This window comes from Chitinibacter sp. S2-10 (genome assembly GCF_046530675.1).
Classification (GTDB): Bacteria; Pseudomonadota; Gammaproteobacteria; order Burkholderiales; family Chitinibacteraceae; genus Chitinibacter.
On record NZ_CP172558.1, the window covers coordinates 1,905,575 to 1,931,685 of the forward strand.

Below are 26,111 nucleotides of genomic sequence, written 5' to 3' on the forward strand. Positions count from 1 at the left end.
AAAAGTGGTTTGGGGGATTAATGTCCCTTGATCACTTCGCCTTCTTTCAATTTGTACAGCGTACCGCAGTAAGGGCATTGCGCCTTGCCGGTTTTGGCAATATCAAGGAAAACGCGCGGGTGCGAATTCCATTTCAACATATTCGGCATCGGGCAGTGCAATGGCACATCGTGTGCGGTGACTTCGATTTCTTTTTGGGTGTTGTCGATCAAACTCATTATTCTCTCCAACTTAATTGGGTACTCTAGTGGGTATATCCATCTGGTCATTTATTGATAATGATTTCAGGTGTATACCTTCTATTGATTGGTCATGTATCTCAAGTTTTATTGAGAATTTTTAAGTGCCTTCGGCACTGTGTTTTACAGTCGCAGTCCGCGACGAGGACTTACTTCTCTTGCTTCGCCAAGAGAAGTAAGCAAGAGAAGGCGACCCGGGCTCAAAGCGCTCCGCGCTACCCTCTGCTCGTCGCGAGCCAAACGATGAAACTGTTTGTCTCTCTTCTCGCCTCGGTTTTCGCTACACGGGATTTTAAGCCCCAGACCGATCAGCGTACTTCGTATTAACTAAAGCTCTTTGCCTATTTATGCCTTTAGCACTGCCAAGAAGCGAGCGAGAGGCTCGAAGGCAAGGCAGAAAAAAGCGAAAAACCGGAGTTTACAAGTGTAAATGAGGATTTTGAGCTTTTTTCTAACGCAGGATTCGAGTCTCGCAGCCGCTTCGACTTAGACCAGCGTCAGCCAGTCTTCGTGCTTAGGATCGAGACCTTTTACGCAATCAAAATAACGTTTTTGCAAACGCTCAGTGATCGGGCCACGCGTGCCAGCGCCGATTGGGCGGTTGTCCAGCTCGCGGATTGGCGTCACTTCAGCAGCCGTGCCGGTGAAGAATGCTTCATCAGCCGTGTAGATTTCGTCGCGCGTGATGCGTTTCTGTACGACGGTAAAACCTTCTTCGGCAGCCAGTGTCAGCACGGTATTGCGCGTGATGCCGTCCAGACATGAAGCCACGTCCGGCGTGTAGATGATGCCTTTTTTGACGATAAACAGGTTCTCGCCAGCACCTTCGGATGCGTAGCCGTCGGTGTCGAGCAGCAGTGCTTCGTCGTAACCGTCAGCAGCAGCTTCCTGATGCGCCATGATCGAGTTGATGTAGTAACCGCTGGCTTTGGCACGCACCATCGATACGTTCACGTGGTGACGCGTGAAGCTTGAAGTTTTTACGCGAATGCCTTTAGTCAGGCCATCGTCACCCAGATAAGCGCCCCAAGGCCATGCCGCCACGATGGTGTGGATCGTGTTGCCGGTTGCAGCGATGCCAAGCTTTTCACTGCCGATGAATGACAGTGGACGCAGATAGCACGATTTGAGCTTGTTTTCGCGTACTACGGTTTTTTGGGCTTCGTTCAGCTCTTCAGCGGTGTAGCCGATTTTCATCTGGAAAATCTTGGCTGAATTGAGCAAACGTTCGGTGTGATCCTGCAGGCGGAAAATCGCGGTGCCTTTTGGTGTTTCGTAAGCGCGAACGCCTTCAAACACGCCCATGCCGTAATGCAAGGAATGCGTGAGGACGTGGGTCGTCGCGTCGCGCCATTCAACCAGTTTGCCGTCGTACCAAATAACGCCGTCGCGATCTGCCAGTGACATGCTGCTCTCCTGCCTGTTTTGCTGTATTCGGGAAAACAACGATTGTAACCGAAAATATGCATTTTCTGTTGTTCTTGCTGAGTGAGGCAGGCGTTGATTTTTCGCTGCTTTTCTTTAGCGCTGCAGCTGCGGCCGGGGCGGAGTTATGCCGGAGCACGCAACAGATTTTCCAGTGCCGGATGCATGATTTTTTTGGGGCTGAAAATGGCGTGATAGTGCGCGGCCACGCCACTTAAAGCACCCAGTGTGAGCAGATCGTCTGCGGGTATTGCCTTGGAGGCGATAACTGGTGTTGGTTGTAGGCCTATACCTGCCCGGGCAAAGGCGTGCATCAATTCGCTGTCGGAAAATTCGCCGATGATATCCGGATAAATCTGTCTGGCGGCAAACCAGGCGTCCAGTTGCAGGCGCAAAGCCGTATTGCGCATCGGCAGCAGAATCGGAGCGCCATTCAGGCTGGCGGGGAAGTCGGCCTGATATCGCTCGACCAGTTCACGCGTTCCCTGCAACATGATCGGCGCTTGCACCAGAGGCTGACAGCGTAACTGGAGCGCTTCAGCGTTCGGTAGCGGTCGGTCAGCCAGCACCAGATCAAACTGGTGCAGCGTCAGCTTGGCAATCAGCTCGTTGAGTTCGCCGTCGACCTGACAAACCAGTTTGACCGCCGTCTGTGAGGTTTGCGATGTCTGGAGTAGCGGTGCGAGCAGTTGCGTGGCATTGCTTTTCGGGATCATGTCGACGATGCCAATATTGAGTCGCGCCCGCAAACTGTCGCCGCGTTCCATTGCCAGTTGCAATTCATTGCCGAGCATGAAAATCTGATCGGCGTAATGCAGCATCGTTCGGCCCGCTTCGGTCAGCTGCAAGCCGCGCCCGACTTGCGTAAATAAGGTCTGTCCGGTGTCCTGCTCAAGCAGGCTGACCTGCCCGCTGATCGTTTGCGCGGTAATTCCCAACTTGCGCGACGCCGCGCTGATCCCACCTTCCTTGGCAACGACCCAGAAATAATGCAGATGTTTATAGTTCAGCGTATGCATGCATAACCTTTCGAGAAAAACTGACGATGTTTCAGTGTAGGAGCGATGGCTGTCCGGGTAAAGCCGCGTTATGATTCGCAGTTAATTGTGCTGACGGAACCTGCGGGCGGGCGAAGAGTCTTAATATCGATGTCAGCGCGTGAGCTACCCATTGTTAAATGGCACGGTGGCGCAAATCTTAAGCAATAATCTTCCAACTCTTGATCAAGGAGCAGATTGTGAAACGGACTATTTTATTAATCGCGACCAATATTGCTGTGATGGTCGTGCTCGGGATTGTTGTCAGTGTACTGGGCTTGAACCGCTTTATGAGCGCGAATGGCCTCAATTTACCCATGTTGCTGATGTTTGCCGGCGTGATGGGTTTTGGTGGCGCGTTTATTTCGCTGGCGATGTCCAAAACTATGGCCAAATGGAGTACTGGCGCACAGGTGATTGAGCGTCCGCGCAATCAGGACGAGCAATGGCTGTTTGATACCGTCGCGCGTCTGGCGCAACGCGCACAAATCGCGATGCCGGAAGTGGCAATTTACGAAGGCGAACCGAACGCGTTTGCAACGGGCCCATCGAAAAATAACTCGCTGGTCGCCGTTTCAACCGGCTTGCTCTACAGCATGACGCACCGTGAAATCGAGGCGGTGCTGGCACACGAAGTGGCGCACGTCAAAAACGGCGATATGGTCACGCTGACGCTGATTCAGGGTGTCGTGAATACCTTCGTATTTTTCCTCGCGCGCGTTGTCGGCTATTTGGTTGATTCTTTCCTGCGCAAGGACGAAGAATCGTCGGGACCCGGTATTGCGTACATGATCACCGTGATTATCTGTGACATTGTTTTCGGTATCCTCGCCAGCGTCATCGTCATGTATTTCTCGCGCCAGCGTGAATTCCGGGCTGACGCCGGTGCTGCGCAATTGATGGGTGAAACCGCACCTATGGTCGACGCACTACGCCGTCTGGGCGGCATGGCGCCGAACGCCTTGCCAAGCAATATGGCCGCGTCGGGGATTTCGGATAAAGCCGGCTGGTCGTCACTATTCAGCTCGCATCCTTCGATGGAAGAGCGTATTGCGGCTTTGCAAGCGATGCGCTGATATACATCCATTGGGTATTGCTTTGTAGTCATCAGAGGGTATTGCTCGCAAGGCAATACCCTTTGTTTTTTTGTGGGCATCAGCCCCTTACTCGCCAGAACTTGTAATACGGCTGTCATTGAGTCGCTTTACAGTGGTGCCATCTTGGGTTTGAAGATGGTCATCAAATGAAAATTGCAGTGCAGCTCAAACTGGGCAGTGTTTTAACCGGGCTGGCGCTGGGCGTGGCCGTTTTGCTGGCTGCGGGCAATCTGCAGCAACTCAAGCAAAGTTTCGATCTTTATCGCGATGCGCGCCGTTCGGCTGCCGAGCTGGTGCAAATCAAGGTCAATATGCTGACCTTGTCCCGGCTCGATGTGATGCAGCCCGATATCAAACAGCAGCTCGATGCTTATGAGCAGCGCATCAGCAAGACCAGCAAAACCTTGCAAATGCCGGCAGCGCAGCAGACCCAATTTAATCAATTACTCAGCGATAACTGGGCGCGTTATCTGAGTCAGTTTCGCAATGCGGCACTGATCGCCGAAACGTCGCCCGAAGATGCACTGTCGATTCCCGAGCAGATTTACCGCAACGATTTGTCGCCGATGCTGACGGCGCTTGATCAGTTAATGGCGCAGGAAGCGCAACGCGCCGCCGAGGCCGAAGCCGGTTTTGCCCGCCAGGTCGGACAGGCATTCTGGTGGGTGCTGATTCCCTTGCTGGTTTCTGGCGCGATGATTATTGGCCTGCTGCTGTTTTTTGTTCGTCGATTGCAACGCAGTCTGGGTGAAATGGAGCAGGTCGCCCAGCGTTTGCAGGCGGGCGATTTGACCTTGCGGATGCCCGAAGGGCAGGACGAACTGGGCGCCTTGGGCAGGGCGATCAATCACTTCTTGTTGCAGCTGATGCAAGTGCTCTCGCAAGCCAAATCGGCTTCGCAGCATACGCGCCGTGACGCGGTGCATATCACCGAGCTGGCCAATCAGGCCGCGCAAAACATGATTGATCAATCAACGCGGGTCAATGAAATCAGCCTGGCGACCGACAGCATGACCGAGACGGTGCATCATGTCGGCGCGCTGGCGCAGGAAGCGGCAATTGCGGCAGGGCAGGCCAAGGAAACGACGCGCGAAGCCAAGCAGTCCGGCGCGATGACCTTGCAAAATTTGCAGGCGCTCTCAACGCATTTCACTTCGGTCGAGCAGGCGATGCACGAGCTGGGATTGTCGTTTGGCAAAATCGTGACTGTCAGCGCGACGATCAAGGATATTGCCGAACAAACCAATCTGTTGGCGCTCAACGCCGCGATTGAAGCGGCGCGCGCCGGCGAGCATGGCCGCGGCTTTGCTGTTGTCGCCGATGAAGTGCGCAAGCTAGCGCAAAATACGACCGATTCAACGCATACCATCGCCCGGATTCTTGATGCCACTCGGCAGTCAACCGAACAAACCGGCAAAGCGGTCACTGCTGCAGGCCAGTATTTGTCAGCGTGTAACCGGGACGGCGAAATTGTCGCGCAGGCGCTCAACCAGATTCACGAAATCAGCGAAACGGTTTCCGACAAAATGACCGGCATTGCCAGTACGGTTGATGAGCAAAGCCGCGCAGCGAGTGCGATCAATCAGCAGCTGGCTGACATTGCCCAGGGGCTGAACCAGACCACGCAGAGCAGCAACAGCATTACACAGGACATGCGCCAATTGCAGGACGTCGCCAATCAGCTGGAAAACAGCATGGCGGCTTTACGAACAGCTTAGTTTATACCTGTGGCCAGTATTGGCGTGAAGTGAACAATGGGTATGGCCTGCAAGGAAATACCCACTTGTTTGGGGGGGTCTCAAGACGTTTCCTGATTAGGTAGCTGTCTCAGCATGGCATTCCCCCTTCAATGAAGGGGGGTTAGGGGGGATTTCGGCACTATTCCAAGCTATTTTTGTGACTGAAACAAAGCCAAATGCCCCTCTATCTCTCTTTTACAATCCCACAAGGGGACAGACGAGGTGAATGAGCAAGCGCTTGCTGAGATGGCTACCTAATCATAGGTGTTGATATGGTTAATCAATCGCTGTCGCCACTCCTTCCCCCATCAGTACCACAGAGGTACAAACGGGGAGGGGGAACAAAAACAACAAGTAAACCATCAACACGAAATAAGAACATTGCCTTTGTTTGCACGCTATTTATTTCTCAGCGCCTTGCTGACGCTATTGAGTAGCGTGAAGTTGGCATCGTCCTGCGTCACTTCCCAGATCATCACGCCGCCGAGTTTTTTCTCTTTGACGTATTTCACTTTCTCGGCCAGAGACGTCGGGTCGTCATAGGTAATCAGCTCTTTTTTACCCGCGTGATACAGATACGGCGAGTTGCCTGATTCGGCATTGCGATACGCTTTCCAGCCCTCGGCTTTGGCATATTTAGTCTGGAAATCGGCCCAACTGGCGACGCCGGCTTCGGGCTCATCCTTCAGGCCGGGGCCTGACATCGCTTGCGCCAAGCCGTCGCCTTTTTCTCCGGCCGCAACATTACCGAGACCGCGCACATAAAATGGCACGCCGAGCACCAGTTGTGCCGGTTTTGCGCCGAGCGACAGCAAGTAATCAACGGCCTTGCTGCTCGATAACACATTGCCATCCGGATCGTTCGGTACGCTGTGCAGACTGGCGTGCAGCGTCGCGGTTTTGCTCCAGCCGCCGGCTCTATCGTAGGCCATCAGATTGACCCAATCGAGTAGCGGCAGCGCGGCTTTCATATCGTAGCCTTGCATCACCCAGCCGCCGTTATTGGCGGGGATCGCGACACTGAGCTGATAGCTTTTTTTATCGGCTTTGCCTGCGGTATCGAGTGCTTTGCGAAAATCGCCGAGCAAGCTGACCCAGTTTTTCAAATCGGCAGGTGACGCGTCGGCGGCGTAATCGCCACCAGTGACCGGATGCTCCCAATCCAGATCAAGGCCGACGCAGCCTGAGTCACGCATAATTGCAATCGACGACTTCACCAGCTTGGCGCGGCCCGCTTCGGTTTGCGCGGTTTTCGCGATATTGCGCGAACCCGTCCAGCCGCCAATCGCCCACATGCAGTTCAAGTTGGGATTGCTCTTTTTCGCAGCTTTAAACTGTGCCAGCCATAAATCAGCACCGGCTTTCGTCGCTGCCGGCAAATACGCTTCGCCGCTGGCGTTGACTTCGATAAACGACAAAATGCCGACATCGAGCTTGGGCAATTGCGCACCGGTTTTACTGACTGTCGCAGCGTCTTTCCACGTTGGCAGGTAGGAAATCAATTTATCGTTCGCAAAGCTGGTCGCCGACAAAGCCAGCAGGGCATAAGGCCAGAGTTTCATTTTTGTATCCTTTGTATTGATCGAATTGATCCGTTGTTGGCCAGTATACGGACGGGCGAAAAGAGCGCCAATCATTGCGCTCACCTTGTCGGTATCGTGACTGAATGGGGGAATTTGCCGGCAAAATCTGGCTTGATTGCGGCGCCAAAACGCAGCGAATGCCGCCATCAATCGGATCAATTTCACCACGAACTAACGATGCTTAATGCTTGGCTGAAGTTGCTTGGTTTAAACTCGGTGGCTGGCCGGGTTCGGCCAAGAGTGGATAATAGGCGTCATGAGACAGATCTATCGCATGTCACTAAAGGGAATCGCTTGGATCGCCACGGCTTTTGCTGGCTGGAATTTTCTAGGTGATTGGCTGGCTCCAGATTACTGCCTAGACTTCAGCGGCGCCTTCGATTATGTCAACTGGCGTTGCAGCTACGACGACGGGGAGGCCTTTCCCTATATAGCCTTTGCGGCCTACAGCCTGCCGTCGTTCCAGCTATTCGCGGGATTGCTTGTATTGGCTATTGTGTTACAGGTGGCGCTGCGCCGTCCACGTACTGACGCCTAGCCTCACATCTATTACCAGTCTACATGGTGCCGAGTATGTCGATGAAGGCTAGCGCCATTCCTCCGATTAGCGCAGCGTAATCGGAGGAATGGCATGCGTACGATTACGCTGCGCTAATCGTACCTACCTATTTGCGGGATAATGTGTCAGTGGAAGGCTGGGTAGATATATACTGTGTTGGGTATGTCGATGAAGGCTATTGTGGTATTGCCCTTGATGAATATACCCATTGAAAAAAATTGCCCGCAATCGCGGGCAATTTTCATTTGGGCGGTGCTGCCGGTTTATTCTTTCTCAAACCACGCGATGCTTTCGACGTGCGCGGTGTGCGGGAACATATTGATGATGCCGGCGGTTTTGAGCGTATAGCCTTTTTCGTTAACCAGAATATCGGCGTCGCGCGCCAGCGTGGACGGGCTGCACGAGACATAAACAATCCGTTTCGGTCCGTTGTCGGCGGAAATCGCCTGACACAGTGACAGCGCGCCGTCGCGTGGCGGATCGATCAGCATTTTGTCGAAAGCCCCAAGCTTTTCCAGCCATTCGGGGTTCATATCGAACAGATTGGCCATTGTGAAGTCGGTCAGATGATCCAGACCATTGTGCTTGGCGCCTTCAAAAGCGCGCTCGACCAACTGCTGGCTGCCTTCCATACCGAGTACCTGTGCGCCACTGCGCGCAATCGGTAGCGTGAAATTACCCAAGCCACAGAACATGTCGGCAATGCGTTCGCCCGGTTGCGGATCGAGCATTTTGACCGCGCGCTCGACCATCACGCGGTTGATACCGTGATTGACCTGAGTGAATTCGGTCGGCTTGAACGGCATTTCAATATTGAATTCGGGCATCAGATAAGTCAGCGCCGGAGCATCAAGCGGATACAGCGGGTAGGCGGTGTCCGGACCTTTCGGTTGTAACCAGATCTGGACTTGCCACTGATCGGCGTAGGCCTTGAACAGCGCAAAATCGGCGTCATTGATGTCTTCCATATTGCGGAACACCAGCACAGTGACATTCGCGCCGACAGCGAGTTCGATTTGCGGCATGCGGTCGAAAATCGACAAGCCTTTCACCAGCTCGCGTAATGCCGGTAGCTGGTCTGAAACGTGTTTGGGCAGAATATGGCATTCGTGCATGTCGGCAATAAAGCTCGAGCGTTTTTCATGAAAGCCGACGAGGACGGTGCCTTTTTTAACGACATTTTTGACCGACAGGCGGCCACGATGACGATAGCCCCAGGCCGGGCCGTAAATCGCTGGCAATATCGATTGCGGCGTGACATGGCCGATGCGCTGCAGATTGTCTTCCAGAATGCGCTGTTTGGCTGCGACCTGGGCGCCAAATTCCATGTGTTGTAATGAGCAGCCACCGCACACGCCATAGTGCGGACACTTAGGGTTTACCCGCATAAAGCTGTCATTCTGTATACTGGTCGCTTGCGCGCTTTCAAAGGTGGGCTTTTTGCGGAAACTGGTGTAAGTCACTGTTTCAAAAGGCAGGGCGCCATCGATGAACAGGGTTTTTCCATCGGCGTTATGGGCGATGCCAAAGCCTTCATGGCTGAGGGATTCAATTTTGACTGTGTTCATGCTGTGGGCTGAGTTCATGCTATGCAGTGGGCGCAATTGTAATAGGTTGCAATTATAACCGAGACAGGACATCAGGCTGTTATCCATCATGAAGCTCAAATCCACATTGCAATGCTCAGCTATGCTCGAGGCCAAGGACTGGGATGTTTTTGCCGAGCAGCTGGTTCACTCGATCCGCACGTCGTTTGATGCCAAGCGCACGTTTCTGGTTTTGCCCGACGACGCCGGTGGATTGAAAATCCATGCCCAATCAGTGATCGGTTTGCGTTCGCTGTGTTTTGGTGAGCCGCAGAAACCGGAAAGTTTTTATGGTTTGGCTGTGACAGACTTGCAGCGCCAATTGCACTCTCCGGCGCTGTCGGTGCAGCCGGTTGATTTTCAGGTGCAGGATATCTGGGAAGTCGATGGTGATAGCGTTCCCGAGCTGGTGCGCTGGATTTTACCGCTTGAATCGCATGGCAAGCTGATCGCTTGTCTGTATGTCGAGTTGTCCGATGTGCTGAGCCTAAAGTCATATTTGTCCACTTCGGAATTCTGGGTCGAGTGCGAAGCGCTGGCGACGCTGCTGGCTGACCGGATTGAATCATTGCTCACCGGCGGCGAGGTGTCGCTTGATGAAATGACCCGCCGTTTGCAAACCAGTCTGAAACGTACCGAAGAATATCGCAAATTATTGCAAAATCTGCATGAAGTTACGCTCAGGCTGACGCAAACGACCGATCTGGACACGCTGCAGCGTGAGACGGTGCGTGCGGCCATTACCGAGCTGGGAATAGATCGTCTGGGCTTGTTTGCGATCGATCAGGAACAGGATTTGATGCTGGGGACTTATGGTACCGATAACGACGGTAATCTGACCGACGAGCACTGGTATAGCTGTCCGATTCCGCAGCACCCCATTTTTTTTGCCGCAGCAGAAAAGCCCGGCGAAGTGATCGTCAAGGAAGACGCGCCGATTTATTACAATAAAGTGGTCGTGGGGCGCGGCTGGAATTCATTGGTGGGACTGTACGCCGATGGCATCCATCTGGGCTGGATGGCGGCCGATAACTTTTTGCGCCGCCGTCCGCTGATGCCGTATCAGCGTGAAGTGATGAAATTGTTTGCTGCGATTGTCGCGCAATTGATTCGTGCCAAACAGGTGCAGCAGCAAATGCATCAGCTCAATGAAAGGCTGTCGCAACAGGCGTGCGAGCTTGAGCGCGCCAAGGACGAGGCCGAAGCGGCCAGCCGTGCCAAGTCTGATTTTCTGGCGATGATCAGCCATGAAATCCGCACTCCGCTCAATGGCGTGCTCGGTTTTGCCCAGTTGCTCAAGGATACTGAGCTTAATAAAAACCAGAGTGAATACGTCAGTAATATTCGCAAGTCCGGCGACTCGCTGGTGATGCTGATTAATGATCTGCTCGATTTTTCGAAAATTGAAGCTGGTAAATTCGAACTGGCGTCAGATTTCTTCAATTTGCAAGAAGTACTGGAAGACTCTTGCAGCATGCTGGTGTCGCGCGCGGTCGAGCGGCGGATCGAGCTGGTGCTCGATATTGCGCCGGTGTTTCCTGGGCGCTATTTCGGCGATGGTTTGCGGCTTAAACAGGTGATGGTCAACCTGATTGCCAATGCTTTGAAATTTACCGAGCAGGGCGGTGTTTATGTCAGTGCTGATGTAGTGAACGATGTTATCGAACTGCGAGTGAAAGACACCGGGATTGGTATTAGCAAGGCGCAGCAGGCTTTGCTGTTCCGGCGCTTTTATCAGGCCGATGCCGGGTCAACGCGTCGCTATGGCGGAACGGGTCTGGGGCTGGCAATTTGCAAATTATTACTCGAATTGATGGGCGGCTCGATTGAGGTCGAATCCGAGCTGGGGCAGGGGGCATGTTTTATTGCCCGTTTGCCGTTGAACACCGAGGAGGTCATCCGTCCACGGGTTCTGCCAACGCTGGCGGCATTGCAGGGTAAAACAGTGGCTCTGCTGGGTTTGCCAAGCTGGAGTCTGTCATGGATCAAGCGTCTGCTCTGTGCATCGGGGGTGCAATGGCTCGATTGGCAGCACGATAGTTTGAATCATGCCGATCTGCTGATTGTTGATGAAGACGCCAGTGGCCCTTCAAGCCTGAAAGTGCATTGTCCGACGCTGGTGCTGGGTTGGCAAACGCCCCAGAATGCGCAGGCGGCCAAGCGTGCCTTTCTGGTCAAGCCCGCTTTGAGTGAGATCGGGCTGATTCGTGCTTTGCGCAAATTATTCGAAATTCAGCCCTCGACCGCTCCGGCCTCGCCAACGCATTTGCGTTTTCGCGGGCATGTACTGGTGGCCGAAGACAATCCGATGAATCAGCGGGTGGTCAGTGCTTTTTTGCGTAAGCTAGGTTGCAGCGTCGCGATCGCCAATAGTGGCAAAGAGGCGGTTGAGCTGGTGCAGCGTGAATGTTTTGATCTGGTGCTGATGGATTGGCAAATGCCGGAAATGGATGGCATCGAAGCGACGCGGCTGTTGCGCAGCCAGCCGCAGTTTGCCAATTTGCCCATTATTGCGCTGACTGCCAATGCCTACGAGAGCAGCGAGCAACATTGCCTGGCGGCAGGTATGGATGGCTTTTTGGCCAAGCCGCTGGAGTTGTCCCGCTTGCAGGATATGCTGGCTTATTATCTGGTCGAGTGTGATGACGAGTCCTGTGCCGTACAAAATGTCTGACTTAACTGACGTTGACCGGGATCGCAATGGGGAAAACCATGAGCGGCAAATGCAGCCAATTGACGTATCCTGAAGCCTCTTTTCACAGGTTTTTGACAAGGCATGAATTCTGATCGGAAAAATACCAGCCTGACCGGGCACATGCTGGTGCTGTTTTGTGTGCTGGTCTGGGGCGTGACTTTTGTTTCGACCAAGATTTTGCTGGCATGGCGCAGCCCGGTTGAAATCGCGCTGGATCGCTTTGTACTTGCCTACGCTTTGCTGGCCATTTTCCATCCGGTTTTCAGGCGTCTTTCCTGGCGCGAAGAGGCTTATTTTTTCGGTCTGGGGCTGTTTGGCGTCACGCTGTATTTTCTGACCGAAAATATTGCGCTGCAATACACGCAGGCCTCCAGCGTCGGCTTGCTGGTCTCGTCGGCCCCCTTGCTGACGGCTTTTTTTGCCCATTTCACCACGCACGACGAAAAGCTCAGCGCCAAATTGATCGGCGGTTCGCTGATTGCACTGGCTGGTGTGGCGCTGGTGATGTTTAACGGCAGCGTGATTTTGCAGCTCAGCCCACTGGGCGACATTCTGGCGCTTTCTGCTGGTGCGGCATGGGCGGTTTATTCATTGATGCTCAAGCGCGCCGGGCAGCGCTATGGCTATCTGTTTCTGACCCGACAAGTTTTCTTTTACGGCATTCTGACTTTGCTGCCTGCGGCATGGTTGATGGATTACCGGCTTGATCTGGGCTTGTGGCTCAATCCGGTGCAGGGCGGCAATATGGTTTTTCTGGGTGTTGTCGCATCGGCTTTGTGTTATGTCGCATGGAATAAAGCCGTTGGCATCATCGGTGCGGTGAAGGCCAGTAATTACATTTACTTGATTCCGATGATCACGATGCTGACTGCGGTGCTGGTGCTGGGCGAGCGGATTACCGGTCTGGGCGCGACTGGAGCGGCCTTGATTTTATTTGGGGTATATTACGCAGAGCATGGTTTTAATTGGCCTAGCTTTAAATAGGTGTGGGAGGTATGCTCTGGCGCGGGCTTTCGGTGCCAGAGCATTGAGTTGTGATTATTTGGCGGGCGCAGCGAGGCATTTGTACGCCAGACCTGCCAGTGCCGCACCGAGCAGCGGCGCGAGCCAGAAGAGCCAGACCTGTGATAATGCAGCGGTGTCGGCAAATAATGCCACTGCCAGACTGCGCGCCGGATTGACCGACGTATTACTGACCGGAATCGAAATCAGGTGAATCAGCGTCAATCCCAGGCCAATCGCAATCGGGGCAAAACCGGCTGGGGCGCGATGCTCGGTGGCGCCCAGAATGATGAGCAGAAACATGAAAGTCATGACGACTTCACAGACAAAAACCGCCATCATTGAATAGCCGCCCGGCGACAGGGTATCAAAGCCGTTGCTGGCAAAGCCACCGGCAACAAAACCGGCTTTGCCTGACGCGATCAGGTAAATGACCGCCGCACCTGCAATGCCGCCCAGCACCTGCGCGGCCATATAGGGTAATACTTCCTGTGGTGAAAATCGGCCAGCGACCAGCAAGCCCAGTGAGACTACCGGATTCAGATGACAGCCTGAAATATGACCAATGGCGAAGGCCATCGTGAGGACAGTCAGGCCAAAGGCCAGCGAAACGCCGGTGAAGCCAATTCCCAGTTCGGGAAAGGTGGCTGCCAGCACTGCACTGCCGCAGCCACCCAGTACCAGCCAGAATGTGCCGATAAACTCGGCAGCAAGTCGTTGTGACAAGGTGAACATTTTCAGCTCCTTTTCAAATGAACCAAAACAGGGCTGAAATTGCCTGAGTCCGGCATCAGCCTGTATGCAAGTTCGCGCTGAGTTGCGCTAGCAAGAGCCGTATTCAGCGCCCTTGTCTGGTTCAGAATAGTTGCTGATGTCGATCAGGCGTGCAAAATGCTGGTCAATGCGTCGACCAGCGCAGTGCATTCGGCATCGGTGCCGATTGAAATCCGCAGGAATTGCTCGATCCGTGGCTGTTTGAAGTGGCGAACCAGAATCGCCCGTTCGCGCAAAGCCTGAGCCAATTTGGCTGCGTCATGCTCCGGATGACGGGCGAAAATGAAATTGGCTTTCGATGGCAAAACCTCAAAACCCAGTTGCTTCAGATGCCCTGTCAGGGTATCTCGACTGGTGTTAATTGCAGCACAGGTTTGATCGAAATACCCCTTGTCCTCAAATGCCGCTACCGCACCGGCAAGTGCAACGCGATCCAGTGGATAAGAATTGAAACTGTTTTTGACCCGCTCCAGCCCCGCAATCAAGTCAGGGTGCCCAACGGCAAAACCGACTCGCAGGCCGGCGAGCGAACGCGATTTTGATAGCGTTTGTACCACGAGCAGATTGTCGTAACGTTTGATCAGGCTGATCGCGCTGACGCCGCCGAAATCGACATACGCTTCATCGACGACAAGCACCTGACCGGGATTCGCCTTGAGCAGGGCTTCGATTTGCTCAAGCGGCATCAGAATGCCGGTTGGCGCATTCGGATTGGGGAAAATAATCGCGCCACCATCGACATAATCCGCAGTGTCGATTTCAAATGCACCATTCAGCGGCACGGCGCGGTATTCAATCCCGTACAGCCCGCAATACACCGGATAAAAGCTGTAGCTGATATCGGGAAACAGCAAAGGTTTATCGTGCTTGAGCAGCGCCTGAAAAGTATGCGCCAGCACTTCATCCGAGCTATTGCCGACAAACACATTGGCGCGAGCCACATCATAATAGGCTGCCACCGCGTCTTTGAGCGCGTCGCCGTTCGGATCGGGGTAGAGGCGCAAATGATCGTTCACCGCAGCCTGCATCGCCGCGATGGCCTTCGGTGAAGGGCCGTATGGGTTTTCATTGGTGTTGAGTTTGATCAGATTGGTGATCTTGGGCTGCTCACCGGGCGTATAGGGGGTGAGCGTGTGAACAACGGGGCTCCAGAAGCGGCTCATGTGACGATCCTTGACGCTGGGTCTTTGGCTGAAAGCAAAAACAATTTTACCAAGAAGCAATGAAATGAGCGTTGTAGATTCAGGGCTGATTGGCAAAATTTTTCGGTAAAAAACAAAAAACCCCGCAAAGCCTGAACTTTCGGGGTTTATGTTTTTTTGTGGTGCCAACACGCCACTCGATTAGGTGTTCAATGCATTGATTTTATTGGGTTTGATGTGATTTTTTATTGAAAAAGACCATCAATTAGACCAACAATGGCTAATGAAAGGGCATCAAAAGAGGGTTTGACTGATGGCTGGAATATCAAAATCGGATAATTTAAGTGTTCTGGCGCTTAAGAAAAAAATAGGTGAAGCACAAGAATACATCTCCTCAGGGCTGAAGTCTCCCCCATGTAAAATTGCATGCGGATTTGGATTGTCTTTATGGGTGATGGGCGATTCTGGTTATTGGAAGCTACCGTATCGATATCAGGGGAAGCAAAAAACCATATCCCTCGGCGTATGTAATCTAAGTAAGCCTGATCTAGCAGATGCCCGAGCTCGTGCGCTCAAGGCCAAAGAACTGTTGGCTGATGGAGTAGAGCCAAGCACAGCAAAAAAAGCAAAAGAGCTAAAAGCAGCTGCCGAGCTGTATCAGCAAGAAAATACCTTTGAGGCCGTAGCGCGAGCTTGGCACAAAAAAGAGGTTGAGAGCAGTACATGGATCCCTAGCCATGCCGAGCGGATTATGAAACGCCTCGTGGCAGATATTTTTCCGATTCTTGGGCATCGTCCCGTAGACAGTTTAGAAACCCATGATCTACTTCAGCCGCTGACTCTTGTAGCTCAGCGAGGGACATACAATCTTGCCAAAGCGTATCGCCAATACATTACGGTGATCATGCGGTATGCCGTGCAGATTGGAAGGATCAAAACAAATCCTGCCCTAGACTTGCAAGGGGCTATTCCAACGCGCAAGCCGGTTAATCGACCAGCATTGCCGCTATCTGAACTTGCTGAGTTGATGAGTCGGATTAATGCTTACCAAGGTTTGGTTACGGTCAAAACGGCCACCAAGTTTGCTTTATTAACAGGGGCACGCTCATCCGAGTTTCGTTTTGCCCGCTGGACTGAGTTTGATTTGGATAAAGCTGTATGGACGATTCCTGCTGAGCGTGATGGAGTTGAAGGCGTCCCAAACTCTGTTCGTGGTGAAAAAATGCGCCGTGAGCGGATCATCTATTTGTCTCATCAAGCGATTGAGCTGATTACGCTGCTGCGTAAATTAAACGGCGACGCGATTTTTGTATTTCAAGGCCGCAAATTAGGTACACCGATCAGTGAAAATACAGTCAACAATATGTTGAAAAAAATAGGGTACAACACTGCTAGCGACATCTGTCTGCATGGTTTTCGGACCATGATGGTTTCATCGCTTAATGAATCAAATCGTTTTAGCCGTGATGCTATCGAACGGCATATTGGTCATGAAGGCGGCAGCGGCAATCGAGTAGAACAAATTTATAAACGCAATGCACTGTATTTGACCGAACGTCAACGCATGCTGCAATGGTGGGCAGACTACTTAGACGCAAATTCTCACGGTCGATATATTGCCCCCGATGTATTTGCTAACGACCTTGGCACAAATATCAGGCCGTTACCCATCAGAGCCTAAAGCTTGCAAGAGTTCATAATCAAAATGAGCTCTTGCACATACCGATCTATTTTTCACGCCCCGCTCATTTCCATATTCACTGAAACTGGCATTCATATTTCATGGGATCTTGGTAAAATCAGCTTTCGCCCACGTCAAAAGATCAAAGCCATGAGCCGTTTCTGGAGCCCTGTTGTACACGCCCTTACGCCGTACACGCCGGGTGAGCAACCGAAGATCACTAATCTGATCAAACTCAACACCAATGAAAATCCGTATGGTCCGTCGCCCAAGGCGATTATGGCAATGCGAGAGGCGGTGAACGATCATTTGCGGCTCTATCCCGATCCAAATGGCGACGTACTCAAAGACGCTGTGGCGCACTATCATCACGCGGACGGCATCACGCGCGCGAATGTATTTGTCGGCAATAGCTCGGATGAAGTGCTGGCGCATACTTTTCAAGCGCTGCTTAAGCACGACGCACCGCTACTCTTCCCCGACATCAGTTACAGTTTTTATCCGGTGTATTGCGGCCTATATGGCATTGAATACCGCACAGTACCACTGAACTCCGACTTTGAAATCGACACTGCGGACTACACTGGCGGGGGCGCGATTATTTTCCCCAATCCAAATGCCCCGACTGGTATTTTGCTGCCGCTGGCAAAAATCGAGGCGCTGCTGCAAGCCTACCCCGATCAAGTACTAGTCGTTGATGAAGCTTATGTTGATTTTGGCGGCACCAGCGCAATTAGCTTGGTAAACCGCTACGACAATTTGCTGGTGGTACAAACGCTGTCTAAATCGCGCTCACTCGCGGGTCTGCGCGTTGGTTTTGCCGTTGGCCATGTGGATTTAATTGCGGGCTTGGAACGAGTAAAAAACAGCTTTAACTCTTATCCGCTGGATCGCGTTGCGCTCGCCGGTGCTGTGGCCGCGATGGAAGACACAGGGTATTTTAACCGAACCTGTGCAGCCATTAACGCCAGCCGAGATACCCTCATAGCGCATCTGCAAGCACTGGGTTTTGAAGTGCTGCCGTCGAAAGCCAATTTCGTTTTTGTCCGCCATCCAAAGCACGACGCGGCGCAGTTGGCGCTAGCCTTGCGTGAACGCGCGATTCTGGTTCGCCATTTCAAGGCGCCACGCATTGATCAATTTTTGCGAATTTCGATTGGCACTGATGCAGAATGTGAATCACTTACTAGTGCATTGAAGGAAATTTTGAAATAGGATTTTTTCTATCACTACTATTCACAAAGCGGCGTTGAACTTCAGCGGCAAAACTGACTGTAACGGCTTCTTGAGGCCATACAGTTATGTCATTCAATTTAAGCTGCTACAAAAGAACTACATTGCGACCACTCAATCTGAGTTGCTAGCGCGGGTTTAATCAAGGCTGGAAAATGTGGCAAAACAACATCTCGCTATATTGGGCCACGAGATGGACAGCAATATCAAGCTTAGCTGACATTGAATCGCCAAGTACGAGTGAGTGCTGTTCGGCCAAAGCAGACATGGCTTCCAATAAGAAATGCATGTGCCTGCTTAGGCTAGAACTCAGTGCTGGTCGTCTTTTTTCTAGCTCAGATAGATTCTTAATGTTGTAACAACAAAGATGCCTCCCACTGAGTGCTTCTTTATGGAAACGTAGTGCGCTCGCGAAAATGTTTATCTGGCTTGAGTCGATCACTTAAATAACGATAGAATCCGAGAATGCAAAGCCAGTACCGAGCAACCTCTTTTCGTAAAACGCAGATCGTGATCTTTTGTATCATGCTGTTTTGCGCATGGCTGCCTGTATCCAATGCATTGTCTATGGCACATCAGCCAGTGTCTTTTCAATTTCATAATCCATTGGATGTCAGTGATTATGAAAAAGATGAAATTGTGCAAAAGCTGCAGTCCGCAGGCCACTCACATGGCCATGTCAGTTTTGACCATACACACGATCTTCCCCAGTGGTTTACGATCAATTCAAATCTGAGCATCACGAGCCATTCCTTGTGGTTGCGCGCCGCTCAAGCCGAGCTTGATTCGGTATTCATTAGCCCTGCCAAGAAACCGCCCAAATTCCAATTCATTGCTTGATTTCGTCCGTCTAACACGGCAATTCATCACTGAAATGGAATTTCTATGCTTCAACATCTCATCGTTGGCTTATTACGTCATCTTTTTCGCACGCGTCATTTGCGTGCGCGTCAAACCGTTCCTGCAATTTTAACGATTCAAGCGGCTGGAAATAACTGCGGCTGGATGTTGAATCTGTTCGGGACAACTCAGAGCAAATCCAATCTTTGCAGGCGCGAAGCGGTTCATTTTCGCCAATCGCAAGAACAGCAAGAATACGCATTCTAATTTTTACATTCATGTGGATCATCGCCTCGCATCGTGGATGGCGTGTGGATGACATGCTTGAAGAACCATTTTTTCTATCCGCCAGAGCCTAACCATGACGCAGCCAACTCAGTCTTCCCACTGGAATATGATTTTTTCCTGCTGGCTTATTGCCGCTATCTCCACTTTAGGTAGCCTCTTTTTTAGCGAAGTGATGGGTATGACGCCCTGCGTGCTGTGCTGGTATCAGCGCATTTTCATGTATCCGCTGTTATTTGTTTTTACCGTCGCTTTGTTCCCATTTGATCCTCGATGTACCCGCTATGCGTTGCCTCTGGCAATAGGGGGCTGGCTATTCGCGCTTTATCACACCTTGCTCTACAAGGGCTTTATTCCTGAGTCGATGCAGCCTTGCTCGCAAGGGGTTTCCTGCGCCGACATGAAACTTGACCTATTCGGTTTTATCACCCTTCCACTGCTCTCTTTAGTGGCTTTTTCCATCCTCATCGCGCTGCTGGTTGCAGTGCAAAAAGGTACAAAAAAATGAAACGCTCGACCTTAATTATTGGCAGCAGCATTGCACTGATCGCGATATTTGCGCTTGGTGCTTATGTATATACCAGTCAGCAAAAACAAGAGCAGCAACAAATTGCCCAAAACAGTAGGCAAGAGCTCAACCGTTTTGGTGCGCCATCCATCGGTGCCGCAGACGCCAAAGTACATATTGTTGAGTTTTTTGACCCAGCATGTGAAGCCTGCCGAGCGTTTTACCCCGTCGTCAAAAACACAGTCAATTTCAACGGTGACAAAGTCAAACTCACCTTGCGCTATGCCACCTTCCATCAAGGGTCTGATTACGTCGCTAAAGCACTAGAAGCGACCCGCTTGCAGGGTAAATATTGGGAATCGGTAGAGGCGGTACTGGCGGCACAGCCAGAATGGGCGGCGCATGGCGCGCCTCAACCTGAGCTGATTTGGAATGCACTCGCGCAAGTGGGGCTGGATGTTGAAAAAGCCAAGCAAGATATGAACAGCCCGCAAATCGCCGCTCGTCTTGCACAGGATGCCGCCGATGTGGTCACGCTAAAAGTCCAAAAAACCCCCAGTTTTTTTGTAAACAGCAAGCCGCTCACGAAGTTTGGGGCTGATGCATTTAACGAATTAGTGCAATCGGAAGTTGTTCTTGCGTATCCAAAATAACGGGATCGAGCCAGAAAACTGTTTTACATTTTCTACTACGCACTGTGGGTATATTTATCTAAGCCATATATTTTAAACGGTTTAAGAATATACCCATCACAAATAACATCAAGATAGGAATGCTTCAATGTCTCAATGTCCTTGTGGTTCCAAAAAAGATCTCGCAGAGTGCTGCGCGCCCATTATTGCTGGTGCGCCAGCGCCCACGGCAGAAGCCCTTATGCGTTCTCGCTATACTGCCTTTGCAACTCAGCAGCTTGATCATGTTGAGCGGACGCATGCGCCAGAAATTAAGGCGGATTTTAACCGAGCAGAAGCTGAACATTTGGCGACTAGCTGTGAATGGCGAGGCTTGGAAATTCGCAATGCGAAAGAAGAAGGCGATCATGCGCAGGTCGAATTTGCCATTCGCTTTCGACGTGATCAAAAAGAAATGATTCAAGCTGAGTTGGCCAGTTTTCGGCGTGAAAATGGCCAATGGTTCTATGTTAGTGGTGATTTGAATCCGCATATTCCGCAGCGCCACGTCAATAAAGTGGGGCGTAATGATCCGTGTTTATGCGGCTCAGGGAAGAAAGCCAAAAAATGTTGCGGCACGACCCAAGATCAAATGTAAATCATGGCGCTCCATTTCAATTGCACGTCTTGCGGCAAATGTTGTAATGGCCAAGTCTGGCTCTCATTAAATGATGCCTTTGTGCACGCAGATCGTTTTCCATTAGCATTTATCTGGACGCCTTTGCGATCAGGACACAAAGACTTCAATATGGCGGAGCAGCTCGGCATCACGATCAAGCTGGATAAAAAGCATTCATTGGCAGTGATTGTCAGTGCGATAGCTTATATTCCACCGTCGTTTTCCTGCCCTGCTTTACGTGCCGACAAGCTATGTAACATCCATACCAACAAGCCTTTACGCTGCCGCTCAATGCCATTCTCGCCATATCGAGAAGAGCAATATCAAGCCGAAGTGTTTAAGTTTCCTGCGGGGTTCGAGTGCGATACATCGGATTCTGCCCCGATTGTTTTTCAAAACAAAAAAATAATTGATCGCGTGGACTTTGATTTGGAACGGCAAGCCTTGTTATCGGATGTGCCAACGATTCGCAGATATGCAGATTACACGCTGAAATATTCACCAATGATTGTAAATAGCTTGGCGCAAGCATCTCTGAAAGCAAAGTCAGGCCAGATCATCACCAGTTTATCGTCTTTTTTAACTGCGACGCGGCCAGCCGCAGCGCAGCATATTGCCGAGAAACAACTCTCGGTGCTCAGGCAGTTCATGGCTCAAACGCAAGAAAAAAAGGATCTCGCTGAGTATCACCAACGCTATCTCTGCTGGGAGAAAGAAATGAATTTTTTGGCCAACCGTCCAAGCGAAGGCAAGTGACTGTGGAGGAGATTCTTAACCTAAGTGCGTGTGCTTTTTGTCTGGCTTGGACTCAATCGTCATCTCCGCCAAGCCTTGCAAAATGCCGCACGGATGAGCGGCTTGCTCGGTCTGGCATTGCTGGCGTAGCTCGGCCAGTTGCTGTTTCAGTTGCTCCAATTCTTTGATTCGTACCTCAACATGCTGGATATGTTGGTCAAAGACTGAATTGATGGCACTGCAGCCCTCAACGGGCTGATCTGCCAGCCGCAGCAAGGTATGGATTTCCTCATGGCTCATATCGAGTGCGCGGCAATTGCGGATAAACCGCAAACGCTCGGCGTGTTTGGCGTTGTAGCTGCGGAAATTGCCGGTAGTTCGGGCTGGTGCGGGTAGTAGGCCTTCTTTTTCATAAAAACGGATTGTTTCAACCGAACATTGTGCGATCTGCGCCAGCTCACCGATTTTCATAAAGACTCCAAAAAGGACTTGACCCTGTAGTTACTTTAGGATTTTTAATGATGTGCATCATAGCTTGAGGAATCAACCATGTCCAAGTATCAGAACGTGCAAGGCCCGTCACACTATAAGGGAGAGGCAAAATCTTGCACGCCATCGTGTTGCGGCGGCCATCAGCAAGCAGCTCAGCATGCTACCGTGGATTTGAAACCGATAGCCATCGCACAAAGCAGTCAGGGCGACACTCAGACTCCGATCCGCATTATGCAAATGGATTGCCCGACCGAAGAAGGCTTGTTGCGGACAAAGTTAGGCAATATGGCTGGCGTGAGCGGCATGCAGTTTAATTTAATGCAGCGCGTACTGACGGTCACGCACGAGCCTGATCGCCTCGATGCCATACTCGAAGCCATTCGCTCGCTGGGTTTTACGCCCGAATTGGGCGATGAGTCTGTCGCCGTCGAAGAACCAGCTAAACCGTGGTGGCCATTGGCATTGGCGGGTATTTCAGCTGTCGCTTCGGAAATAGCGCACTGGAGCGAATTACCCCAGTGGAGTATTGCAGCGTTGGCGATCATAGCCGTGCTGGCTTGCGGGCTGACTACGTATAAAAAAGGCTGGGTCGCGATTCGTAATGGCAATCTGAATATCAATGCGCTGATGAGTATTGCCGTTACGGGGGCATTGCTGATTGGCCAATGGCCAGAAGCGGCAATGGTCATGGTGCTGTTTACGATTGCCGAACTCATCGAAGCCAAATCGCTAGACCGTGCGCACAATGCCATTTCTGGCCTGATGCAATTGACCCCTGAGCTGGCGACCGTGCAGCAAGCTGATGGTAGCTGGCTGGACGTCGCGGCCAAGTCGGTCGCAACGCAAGCGCGAGTACGCGTCAAGCCGGGCGAAAAAATCGCACTGGATGGTGTCATCGTCAGCGGGCAATCGAGTGTCAATCAGGCACCGATTACCGGAGAAAGCCTGCCAGTTGAAAAAACCATCGGCGATGCGGTTTTTGCCGGAACGATCAATGAATCGGGCTCGTTTGAATACACGGTCACCGCCGCCGCAGGCGATAGTACGTTGGCGCGGATTATCCATGCGATTGAGGCCGCGCAAGGCGCACGAGCACCGACACAGCGTTTTGTCGATCAGTTTGCCCGCGTTTATACGCCGATTGTGTTTGCAATCGCGCTTGGCGTCGCCATCGTGCCACCGCTGATGTGGGGTGGCGATTGGTTGGCGTGGATTTATAAGGCGCTTGTTTTGCTGGTCATCGCATGCCCGTGTGCCTTGGTCATTTCAACGCCGGTGACGATAGTCAGTGGTCTGGCCAAAGCAGCGCGCCAAGGGATTCTAGTCAAGGGCGGCGTGTATCTGGAGGAAGGCCGCAAGCTGGCTTGGCTTGCATTTGATAAAACTGGAACGATCACGCATGGCAAGCCAGTGCAAACCGATTTCATCGTGATGGGGTCGCACGATAAGGCCGAAGTACACCGCCTCGCCGCCAGCCTCGCCAGCCGTTCTGACCACCCCGTTTCACGCGCAGTTGCACAGGCCGCAAAAGACATCGCAGTGCAAAATGTCAGCGACTTTGAGGCACTGGCTGGGCGCGGCACCAAGGGCATCATCAATGGTCAACCATATCATCTGGGTAATCATCGGCTGATCCATGAATTAGGCTGGTGTTCTGCCGAGCTGGAAGCGCAGTTGTTTACACTGGAACGACAAGGAAAAACGGTGATTCTGCTCGCCAATGAAGCGGGTGTGATGGCGCTATTCGCCGTCGCCGATACGGTCAAAGACAGCAGTCGTCAGGCGATTGCCGAGCTGCATGCGCTGGGCGTTAAAACCATTATGCTGACGGGCGACAACGCGCACACGGCGCGAGCGATTGCCGATCAGGTCGGCATCGACGAAGCACGGGGCGATCTTTTACCCGCTGACAAACTCAAATTGATTGAAGAAAAACTGGCGGCGTCCAGCGGCAAAGTCGGTATGGTCGGCGACGGCATCAACGACGCCCCCGCCTTGGCGCGCGCAGACATTGGCTTTGCAATGGGCGCAGCGGGCACGGGAACCGCTATTGAAACCGCTGATGTTGCACTGATGGACGATGATTTGCGCAAACTGCCACGTTTTGTTCAGCTTTCACGGAAAACCCATGCGATTTTGCTGCAAAACATTGCGCTCGCATTGGGAATTAAACTGTTCTTTTTGGTTCTTACTTTAACTGGTAACGGCACGATGTGGATGGCCGTCTTTGCTGATGTTGGTGCCAGCCTCTTGGTGGTTGCCAATGGTCTGCGTTTATTGCGTAAATAGGAGTAGGAAAATGGATTGCCCAGTTTGCAAAACAGAGCGTTTGGTCATGAGTGAACGCCAAGGTATTGAAATCGATTATTGCCCCCAATGTCGCGGTGTTTGGCTGGATCGTGGCGAGCTGGACAAAATTATCGAGCGTTCCTTGAATGGTGCCGTACAGGCGGCGACAGTTGAAAAACCCAGTTACCAACAAACCACATCGCATGGTCATCATGAGTCAAATCGCGATCATGGTTATGGCAAAAAACACCAGCCCAAGTCCATTTGGAAAGAACTATTTGATTAATTTAAGTGCCAAAATGACGCCCAATTTTTTGCTCAAACAGAAATTTGATCAGGTAGTTTCATTGGCCAAAGAAGCACTGAAGAATGGTGATTTTTTAACTGCGTTTTACCATCTGGAGCATGCACATATTCTTGGCCAGCAGGATCTGCTACGGCATTGGACCGTGCATTTTTTGATGCTGCAAACTGCTTTCTGCCAGAAAAACTGGCCGGAAGTGCGCGGGCAAGTTTGGCGCATTTTTCTCACTCCGCTGGGGCATGCTACAGGACGCTTGCCGCAAGGAAATACAGGGCGCGCCAATGTGAATGCATTTGCACCTATGCCCATCCCTCAAGAACTACAACCGATATTGAATATGAACAACACTCATTCTGCAGCTTTCGATGAATCTGCCCCTCATTTAAACATGATGTTTAGTTCCAAACCCTTATTTCTGGTTTGGGTTTTTCTGGCTAGCCTGCTGACTTTGTTTGATCAAGCCATCAAGATCAGCACCGCATCCGTATTACCATTGGGGGGGAGTATGGCCGTCACTCCTTGGTTTAATTGGGTGCATGTATTAAACCCAGGTGCAGCATTTTCATTTCTAGCTGAAGCTGGAGGCTGGCAGCGGCATTTCTTTACGATTCTTGCGGGCATAATCTGCTTCTATTTGCTGTACTTGCTTTGGCGCGGCGTGAAAAGTCGATCTGAAACGGTCTCGTATATCTTGATTATTGGCGGGGCACTAGGGAATGTCGTCGACAGAATCAGGATCGGCGCGGTCGTCGATTACCTTGATTTCTACTGGCAGACGTGGCATTGGCCAGCTTTCAATCTAGCGGACATTTTTGTGGTATTCGGTGCTCTGCTCATGGGTATTTCAGCAATCACAAATCAAGAAAAATATAGAATCAGCAAATGAAACTTCGCCACTTCTTTGTGTTTATTTTCGGCTTATTGAACAGCTATCTTGCAGTGGCAAGCGATGAGATACTTCGTCGGCCTGTGCAGCTGCAGAGCGAAGCCATTCTGATTGATGCACTGTCGGTCACCTTGCAGCATGCGATCATGACTTCCAGTTCATATCAAGGTAGCAACCCAAACTTGAAGCGTCTTGCTAAGGCAGAAGTGCGTAAACGGCAACAAGATTTGCAGCGTTTGCATCAACTGGCTAAAACCAAAACGCCAACGCCAAAAACCCCTGTCAGCACCAATAAAAATGACCAGGTTTATCAGCAGTCGATTTTGATGAATCATGCACGACTTATTGAACTTGCCGAGTTTGGTTCAAGTTTGAAGTTATCTGGCCCGACTAGGCGTTTTCTGAAAACATTGTCAGGGGATGTGTCTTCAGAATTTTCTATGCTAGTCAATCTGGGATAAATATTGCTTTGATGGTTTGGGCCTATTTTTCTGCGAACTCACGCCTATCGTGGCATTGCTGTATTGGTAATGCAGTTAATGAGCACCATCTGGTAAATTATTTACGCTCAAAAGAATCTCAAGTGGCCGCTTAGGCCGAGCAACCGTGGAGTAACGCCAAAATATTGAAGGCCGCTACCTGATGGTTTGCGGCCTTTCGTTTTTACTGCCTCTGCATCGACACGTCGGC

25 protein-coding genes are annotated in these 26,111 nt (G+C 51.5%); 17 read left to right on the forward strand and 8 right to left on the reverse strand.

The features are described from left to right. Positions 1 to 17 precede the first annotated feature (17 nt). From ACG2XO_RS09075 to ACG2XO_RS09085, 3 genes are all read right to left on the reverse strand, one after another. On the reverse strand, positions 18 to 218 hold the full coding sequence (locus tag ACG2XO_RS09075; RefSeq protein ID WP_410497658.1) for a zinc-finger domain-containing protein: 201 nt from the start codon (positions 216 to 218) through the stop codon (positions 18 to 20). Between the two features lie 507 nt (positions 219 to 725). Beyond that, on the reverse strand, positions 726 to 1,646 hold the full coding sequence (locus ACG2XO_RS09080; protein ID WP_410497659.1) for a branched-chain amino acid transaminase: 921 nt from the start codon (positions 1,644 to 1,646) through the stop codon (positions 726 to 728). Between the two features lie 143 nt (positions 1,647 to 1,789). Continuing rightward, entirely contained in the window at positions 1,790 to 2,683 is an 894-nt protein-coding gene (locus ACG2XO_RS09085; RefSeq protein ID WP_410497660.1) for a LysR family transcriptional regulator, read from the reverse strand. A 218-nt stretch (positions 2,684 to 2,901) separates the two neighbouring features. Between ACG2XO_RS09085 and htpX the strand changes: the two genes are divergently transcribed. Then, complete coding sequence (htpX, locus tag ACG2XO_RS09090) at positions 2,902 to 3,777, forward strand: protease HtpX (protein WP_410497661.1); 876 nt, start codon at positions 2,902 to 2,904, stop codon at positions 3,775 to 3,777. A gap of 167 nt (positions 3,778 to 3,944) precedes the next feature. After that, complete coding sequence (locus tag ACG2XO_RS09095) at positions 3,945 to 5,516, forward strand: methyl-accepting chemotaxis protein (RefSeq protein WP_410497662.1); 1,572 nt, start codon at positions 3,945 to 3,947, stop codon at positions 5,514 to 5,516. Positions 5,517 to 5,935: 419 nt separating this feature from the next. Here the strand turns inward: ACG2XO_RS09095 and ACG2XO_RS09100 are convergent, their stop codons facing one another. Next, the gene (locus tag ACG2XO_RS09100; RefSeq protein WP_410497663.1) at positions 5,936 to 7,099 is read right to left on the reverse strand and encodes a glycoside hydrolase family 18 protein; all 1,164 of its coding nucleotides are present in this window, start codon (positions 7,097 to 7,099) and stop codon (positions 5,936 to 5,938) included. A gap of 277 nt (positions 7,100 to 7,376) precedes the next feature. Between ACG2XO_RS09100 and ACG2XO_RS09105 the strand changes: the two genes are divergently transcribed. After that, positions 7,377 to 7,658: a hypothetical protein gene (locus tag ACG2XO_RS09105; protein WP_410497664.1), complete on the forward strand. Its 282-nt coding sequence runs from the start codon at positions 7,377 to 7,379 to the stop codon at positions 7,656 to 7,658. A 284-nt stretch (positions 7,659 to 7,942) separates the two neighbouring features. Here ACG2XO_RS09105 and rlmD read toward each other — a convergent pair whose 3' ends face one another. After that, positions 7,943 to 9,247: a 23S rRNA (uracil(1939)-C(5))-methyltransferase RlmD gene (gene rlmD / locus ACG2XO_RS09110; RefSeq protein WP_410497665.1), complete on the reverse strand. Its 1,305-nt coding sequence runs from the start codon at positions 9,245 to 9,247 to the stop codon at positions 7,943 to 7,945. A gap of 88 nt (positions 9,248 to 9,335) precedes the next feature. Here rlmD and ACG2XO_RS09115 point away from each other — a divergent pair, with 88 nt between their 5' ends. Together ACG2XO_RS09115 and ACG2XO_RS09120 are read left to right on the forward strand one after the other, a co-directional pair. After that, a complete protein-coding gene (locus ACG2XO_RS09115; protein WP_410497666.1) occupies positions 9,336 to 11,939 on the forward strand; it encodes a response regulator in 2,604 nt (867 codons plus the stop codon). Between the two features lie 102 nt (positions 11,940 to 12,041). Continuing rightward, positions 12,042 to 12,944: a DMT family transporter gene (locus tag ACG2XO_RS09120; protein ID WP_410497667.1), complete on the forward strand. Its 903-nt coding sequence runs from the start codon at positions 12,042 to 12,044 to the stop codon at positions 12,942 to 12,944. Positions 12,945 to 12,998: 54 nt separating this feature from the next. On the opposite strand, the gene aqpZ is transcribed toward ACG2XO_RS09120, so the two are convergent. Next, positions 12,999 to 13,697: an aquaporin Z gene (aqpZ, locus tag ACG2XO_RS09125; protein ID WP_410497668.1), complete on the reverse strand. Its 699-nt coding sequence runs from the start codon at positions 13,695 to 13,697 to the stop codon at positions 12,999 to 13,001. A 143-nt stretch (positions 13,698 to 13,840) separates the two neighbouring features. Beyond that, positions 13,841 to 14,899: a histidinol-phosphate transaminase gene (hisC, locus tag ACG2XO_RS09130; RefSeq protein ID WP_410497669.1), complete on the reverse strand. Its 1,059-nt coding sequence runs from the start codon at positions 14,897 to 14,899 to the stop codon at positions 13,841 to 13,843. 292 nt (positions 14,900 to 15,191) lie between these two features. Between hisC (ACG2XO_RS09130) and ACG2XO_RS09135 the strand changes: the two genes are divergently transcribed. From ACG2XO_RS09135 to ACG2XO_RS09170, 8 genes are all read left to right on the forward strand, one after another. Then, positions 15,192 to 16,559, forward strand: coding sequence for a tyrosine-type recombinase/integrase (locus tag ACG2XO_RS09135; protein ID WP_410497670.1), 1,368 nt, complete (start codon positions 15,192 to 15,194; stop codon positions 16,557 to 16,559). A 150-nt stretch (positions 16,560 to 16,709) separates the two neighbouring features. Beyond that, positions 16,710 to 17,774 (forward strand): histidinol-phosphate transaminase, encoded by a 1,065-nt coding sequence (gene hisC, locus ACG2XO_RS09140; RefSeq protein WP_410497671.1) that lies wholly within the window; start codon positions 16,710 to 16,712, stop codon positions 17,772 to 17,774. Between the two features lie 483 nt (positions 17,775 to 18,257). After that, the gene (locus ACG2XO_RS09145) at positions 18,258 to 18,632 is read left to right on the forward strand and encodes a hypothetical protein (RefSeq protein ID WP_410497672.1); all 375 of its coding nucleotides are present in this window, start codon (positions 18,258 to 18,260) and stop codon (positions 18,630 to 18,632) included. A 45-nt stretch (positions 18,633 to 18,677) separates the two neighbouring features. After that, positions 18,678 to 18,899, forward strand: a complete 222-nt coding sequence (locus ACG2XO_RS09150) for a hypothetical protein (RefSeq protein ID WP_410497673.1) — start codon at positions 18,678 to 18,680, stop codon at positions 18,897 to 18,899. Positions 18,900 to 18,993: 94 nt separating this feature from the next. Next, on the forward strand, positions 18,994 to 19,425 hold the full coding sequence (locus tag ACG2XO_RS09155; RefSeq protein WP_410497674.1) for a disulfide bond formation protein B: 432 nt from the start codon (positions 18,994 to 18,996) through the stop codon (positions 19,423 to 19,425). Further along, complete coding sequence (locus tag ACG2XO_RS09160; RefSeq protein ID WP_410497675.1) at positions 19,422 to 20,078, forward strand: DsbA family protein; 657 nt, start codon at positions 19,422 to 19,424, stop codon at positions 20,076 to 20,078. Before ACG2XO_RS09155 ends, ACG2XO_RS09160 begins: the two co-directional genes overlap by 4 nt. Positions 20,079 to 20,205: 127 nt before the next feature. Next, positions 20,206 to 20,694, forward strand: a complete 489-nt coding sequence (locus tag ACG2XO_RS09165) for a YchJ family protein (protein WP_410497676.1) — start codon at positions 20,206 to 20,208, stop codon at positions 20,692 to 20,694. A gap of 3 nt (positions 20,695 to 20,697) precedes the next feature. Then, complete coding sequence (locus ACG2XO_RS09170; protein WP_410497677.1) at positions 20,698 to 21,471, forward strand: YkgJ family cysteine cluster protein; 774 nt, start codon at positions 20,698 to 20,700, stop codon at positions 21,469 to 21,471. Between the two features lie 15 nt (positions 21,472 to 21,486). On the opposite strand, the gene cadR is transcribed toward ACG2XO_RS09170, so the two are convergent. After that, positions 21,487 to 21,921, reverse strand: a complete 435-nt coding sequence (gene cadR, locus ACG2XO_RS09175; protein ID WP_410497678.1) for a Cd(II)/Pb(II)-responsive transcriptional regulator — start codon at positions 21,919 to 21,921, stop codon at positions 21,487 to 21,489. A 78-nt stretch (positions 21,922 to 21,999) separates the two neighbouring features. Between cadR and ACG2XO_RS09180 the strand changes: the two genes are divergently transcribed. The 4 genes from ACG2XO_RS09180 to ACG2XO_RS09195 are packed head-to-tail and all read left to right on the forward strand — an operon-like array spanning position 22,000 to position 25,882. Continuing rightward, complete coding sequence (locus ACG2XO_RS09180) at positions 22,000 to 24,231, forward strand: heavy metal translocating P-type ATPase (RefSeq protein ID WP_410497679.1); 2,232 nt, start codon at positions 22,000 to 22,002, stop codon at positions 24,229 to 24,231. Positions 24,232 to 24,241: 10 nt separating this feature from the next. Next, positions 24,242 to 24,517, forward strand: a complete 276-nt coding sequence (locus tag ACG2XO_RS09185) for a zf-TFIIB domain-containing protein (RefSeq protein ID WP_410497680.1) — start codon at positions 24,242 to 24,244, stop codon at positions 24,515 to 24,517. Further along, positions 24,444 to 25,421 carry a signal peptidase II gene (lspA, locus tag ACG2XO_RS09190; protein WP_410497681.1) on the forward strand — a complete coding sequence of 326 codons (978 nt, stop codon included), beginning with the start codon at positions 24,444 to 24,446 and terminating at the stop codon, positions 25,419 to 25,421. The genes ACG2XO_RS09185 and lspA overlap by 74 nt, the downstream gene beginning before the upstream one ends. Further along, on the forward strand, positions 25,418 to 25,882 hold the full coding sequence (locus ACG2XO_RS09195; protein WP_410497682.1) for a hypothetical protein: 465 nt from the start codon (positions 25,418 to 25,420) through the stop codon (positions 25,880 to 25,882). The genes lspA and ACG2XO_RS09195 overlap by 4 nt, the downstream gene beginning before the upstream one ends. Positions 25,883 to 26,111: the final 229 nt, after the last annotated feature.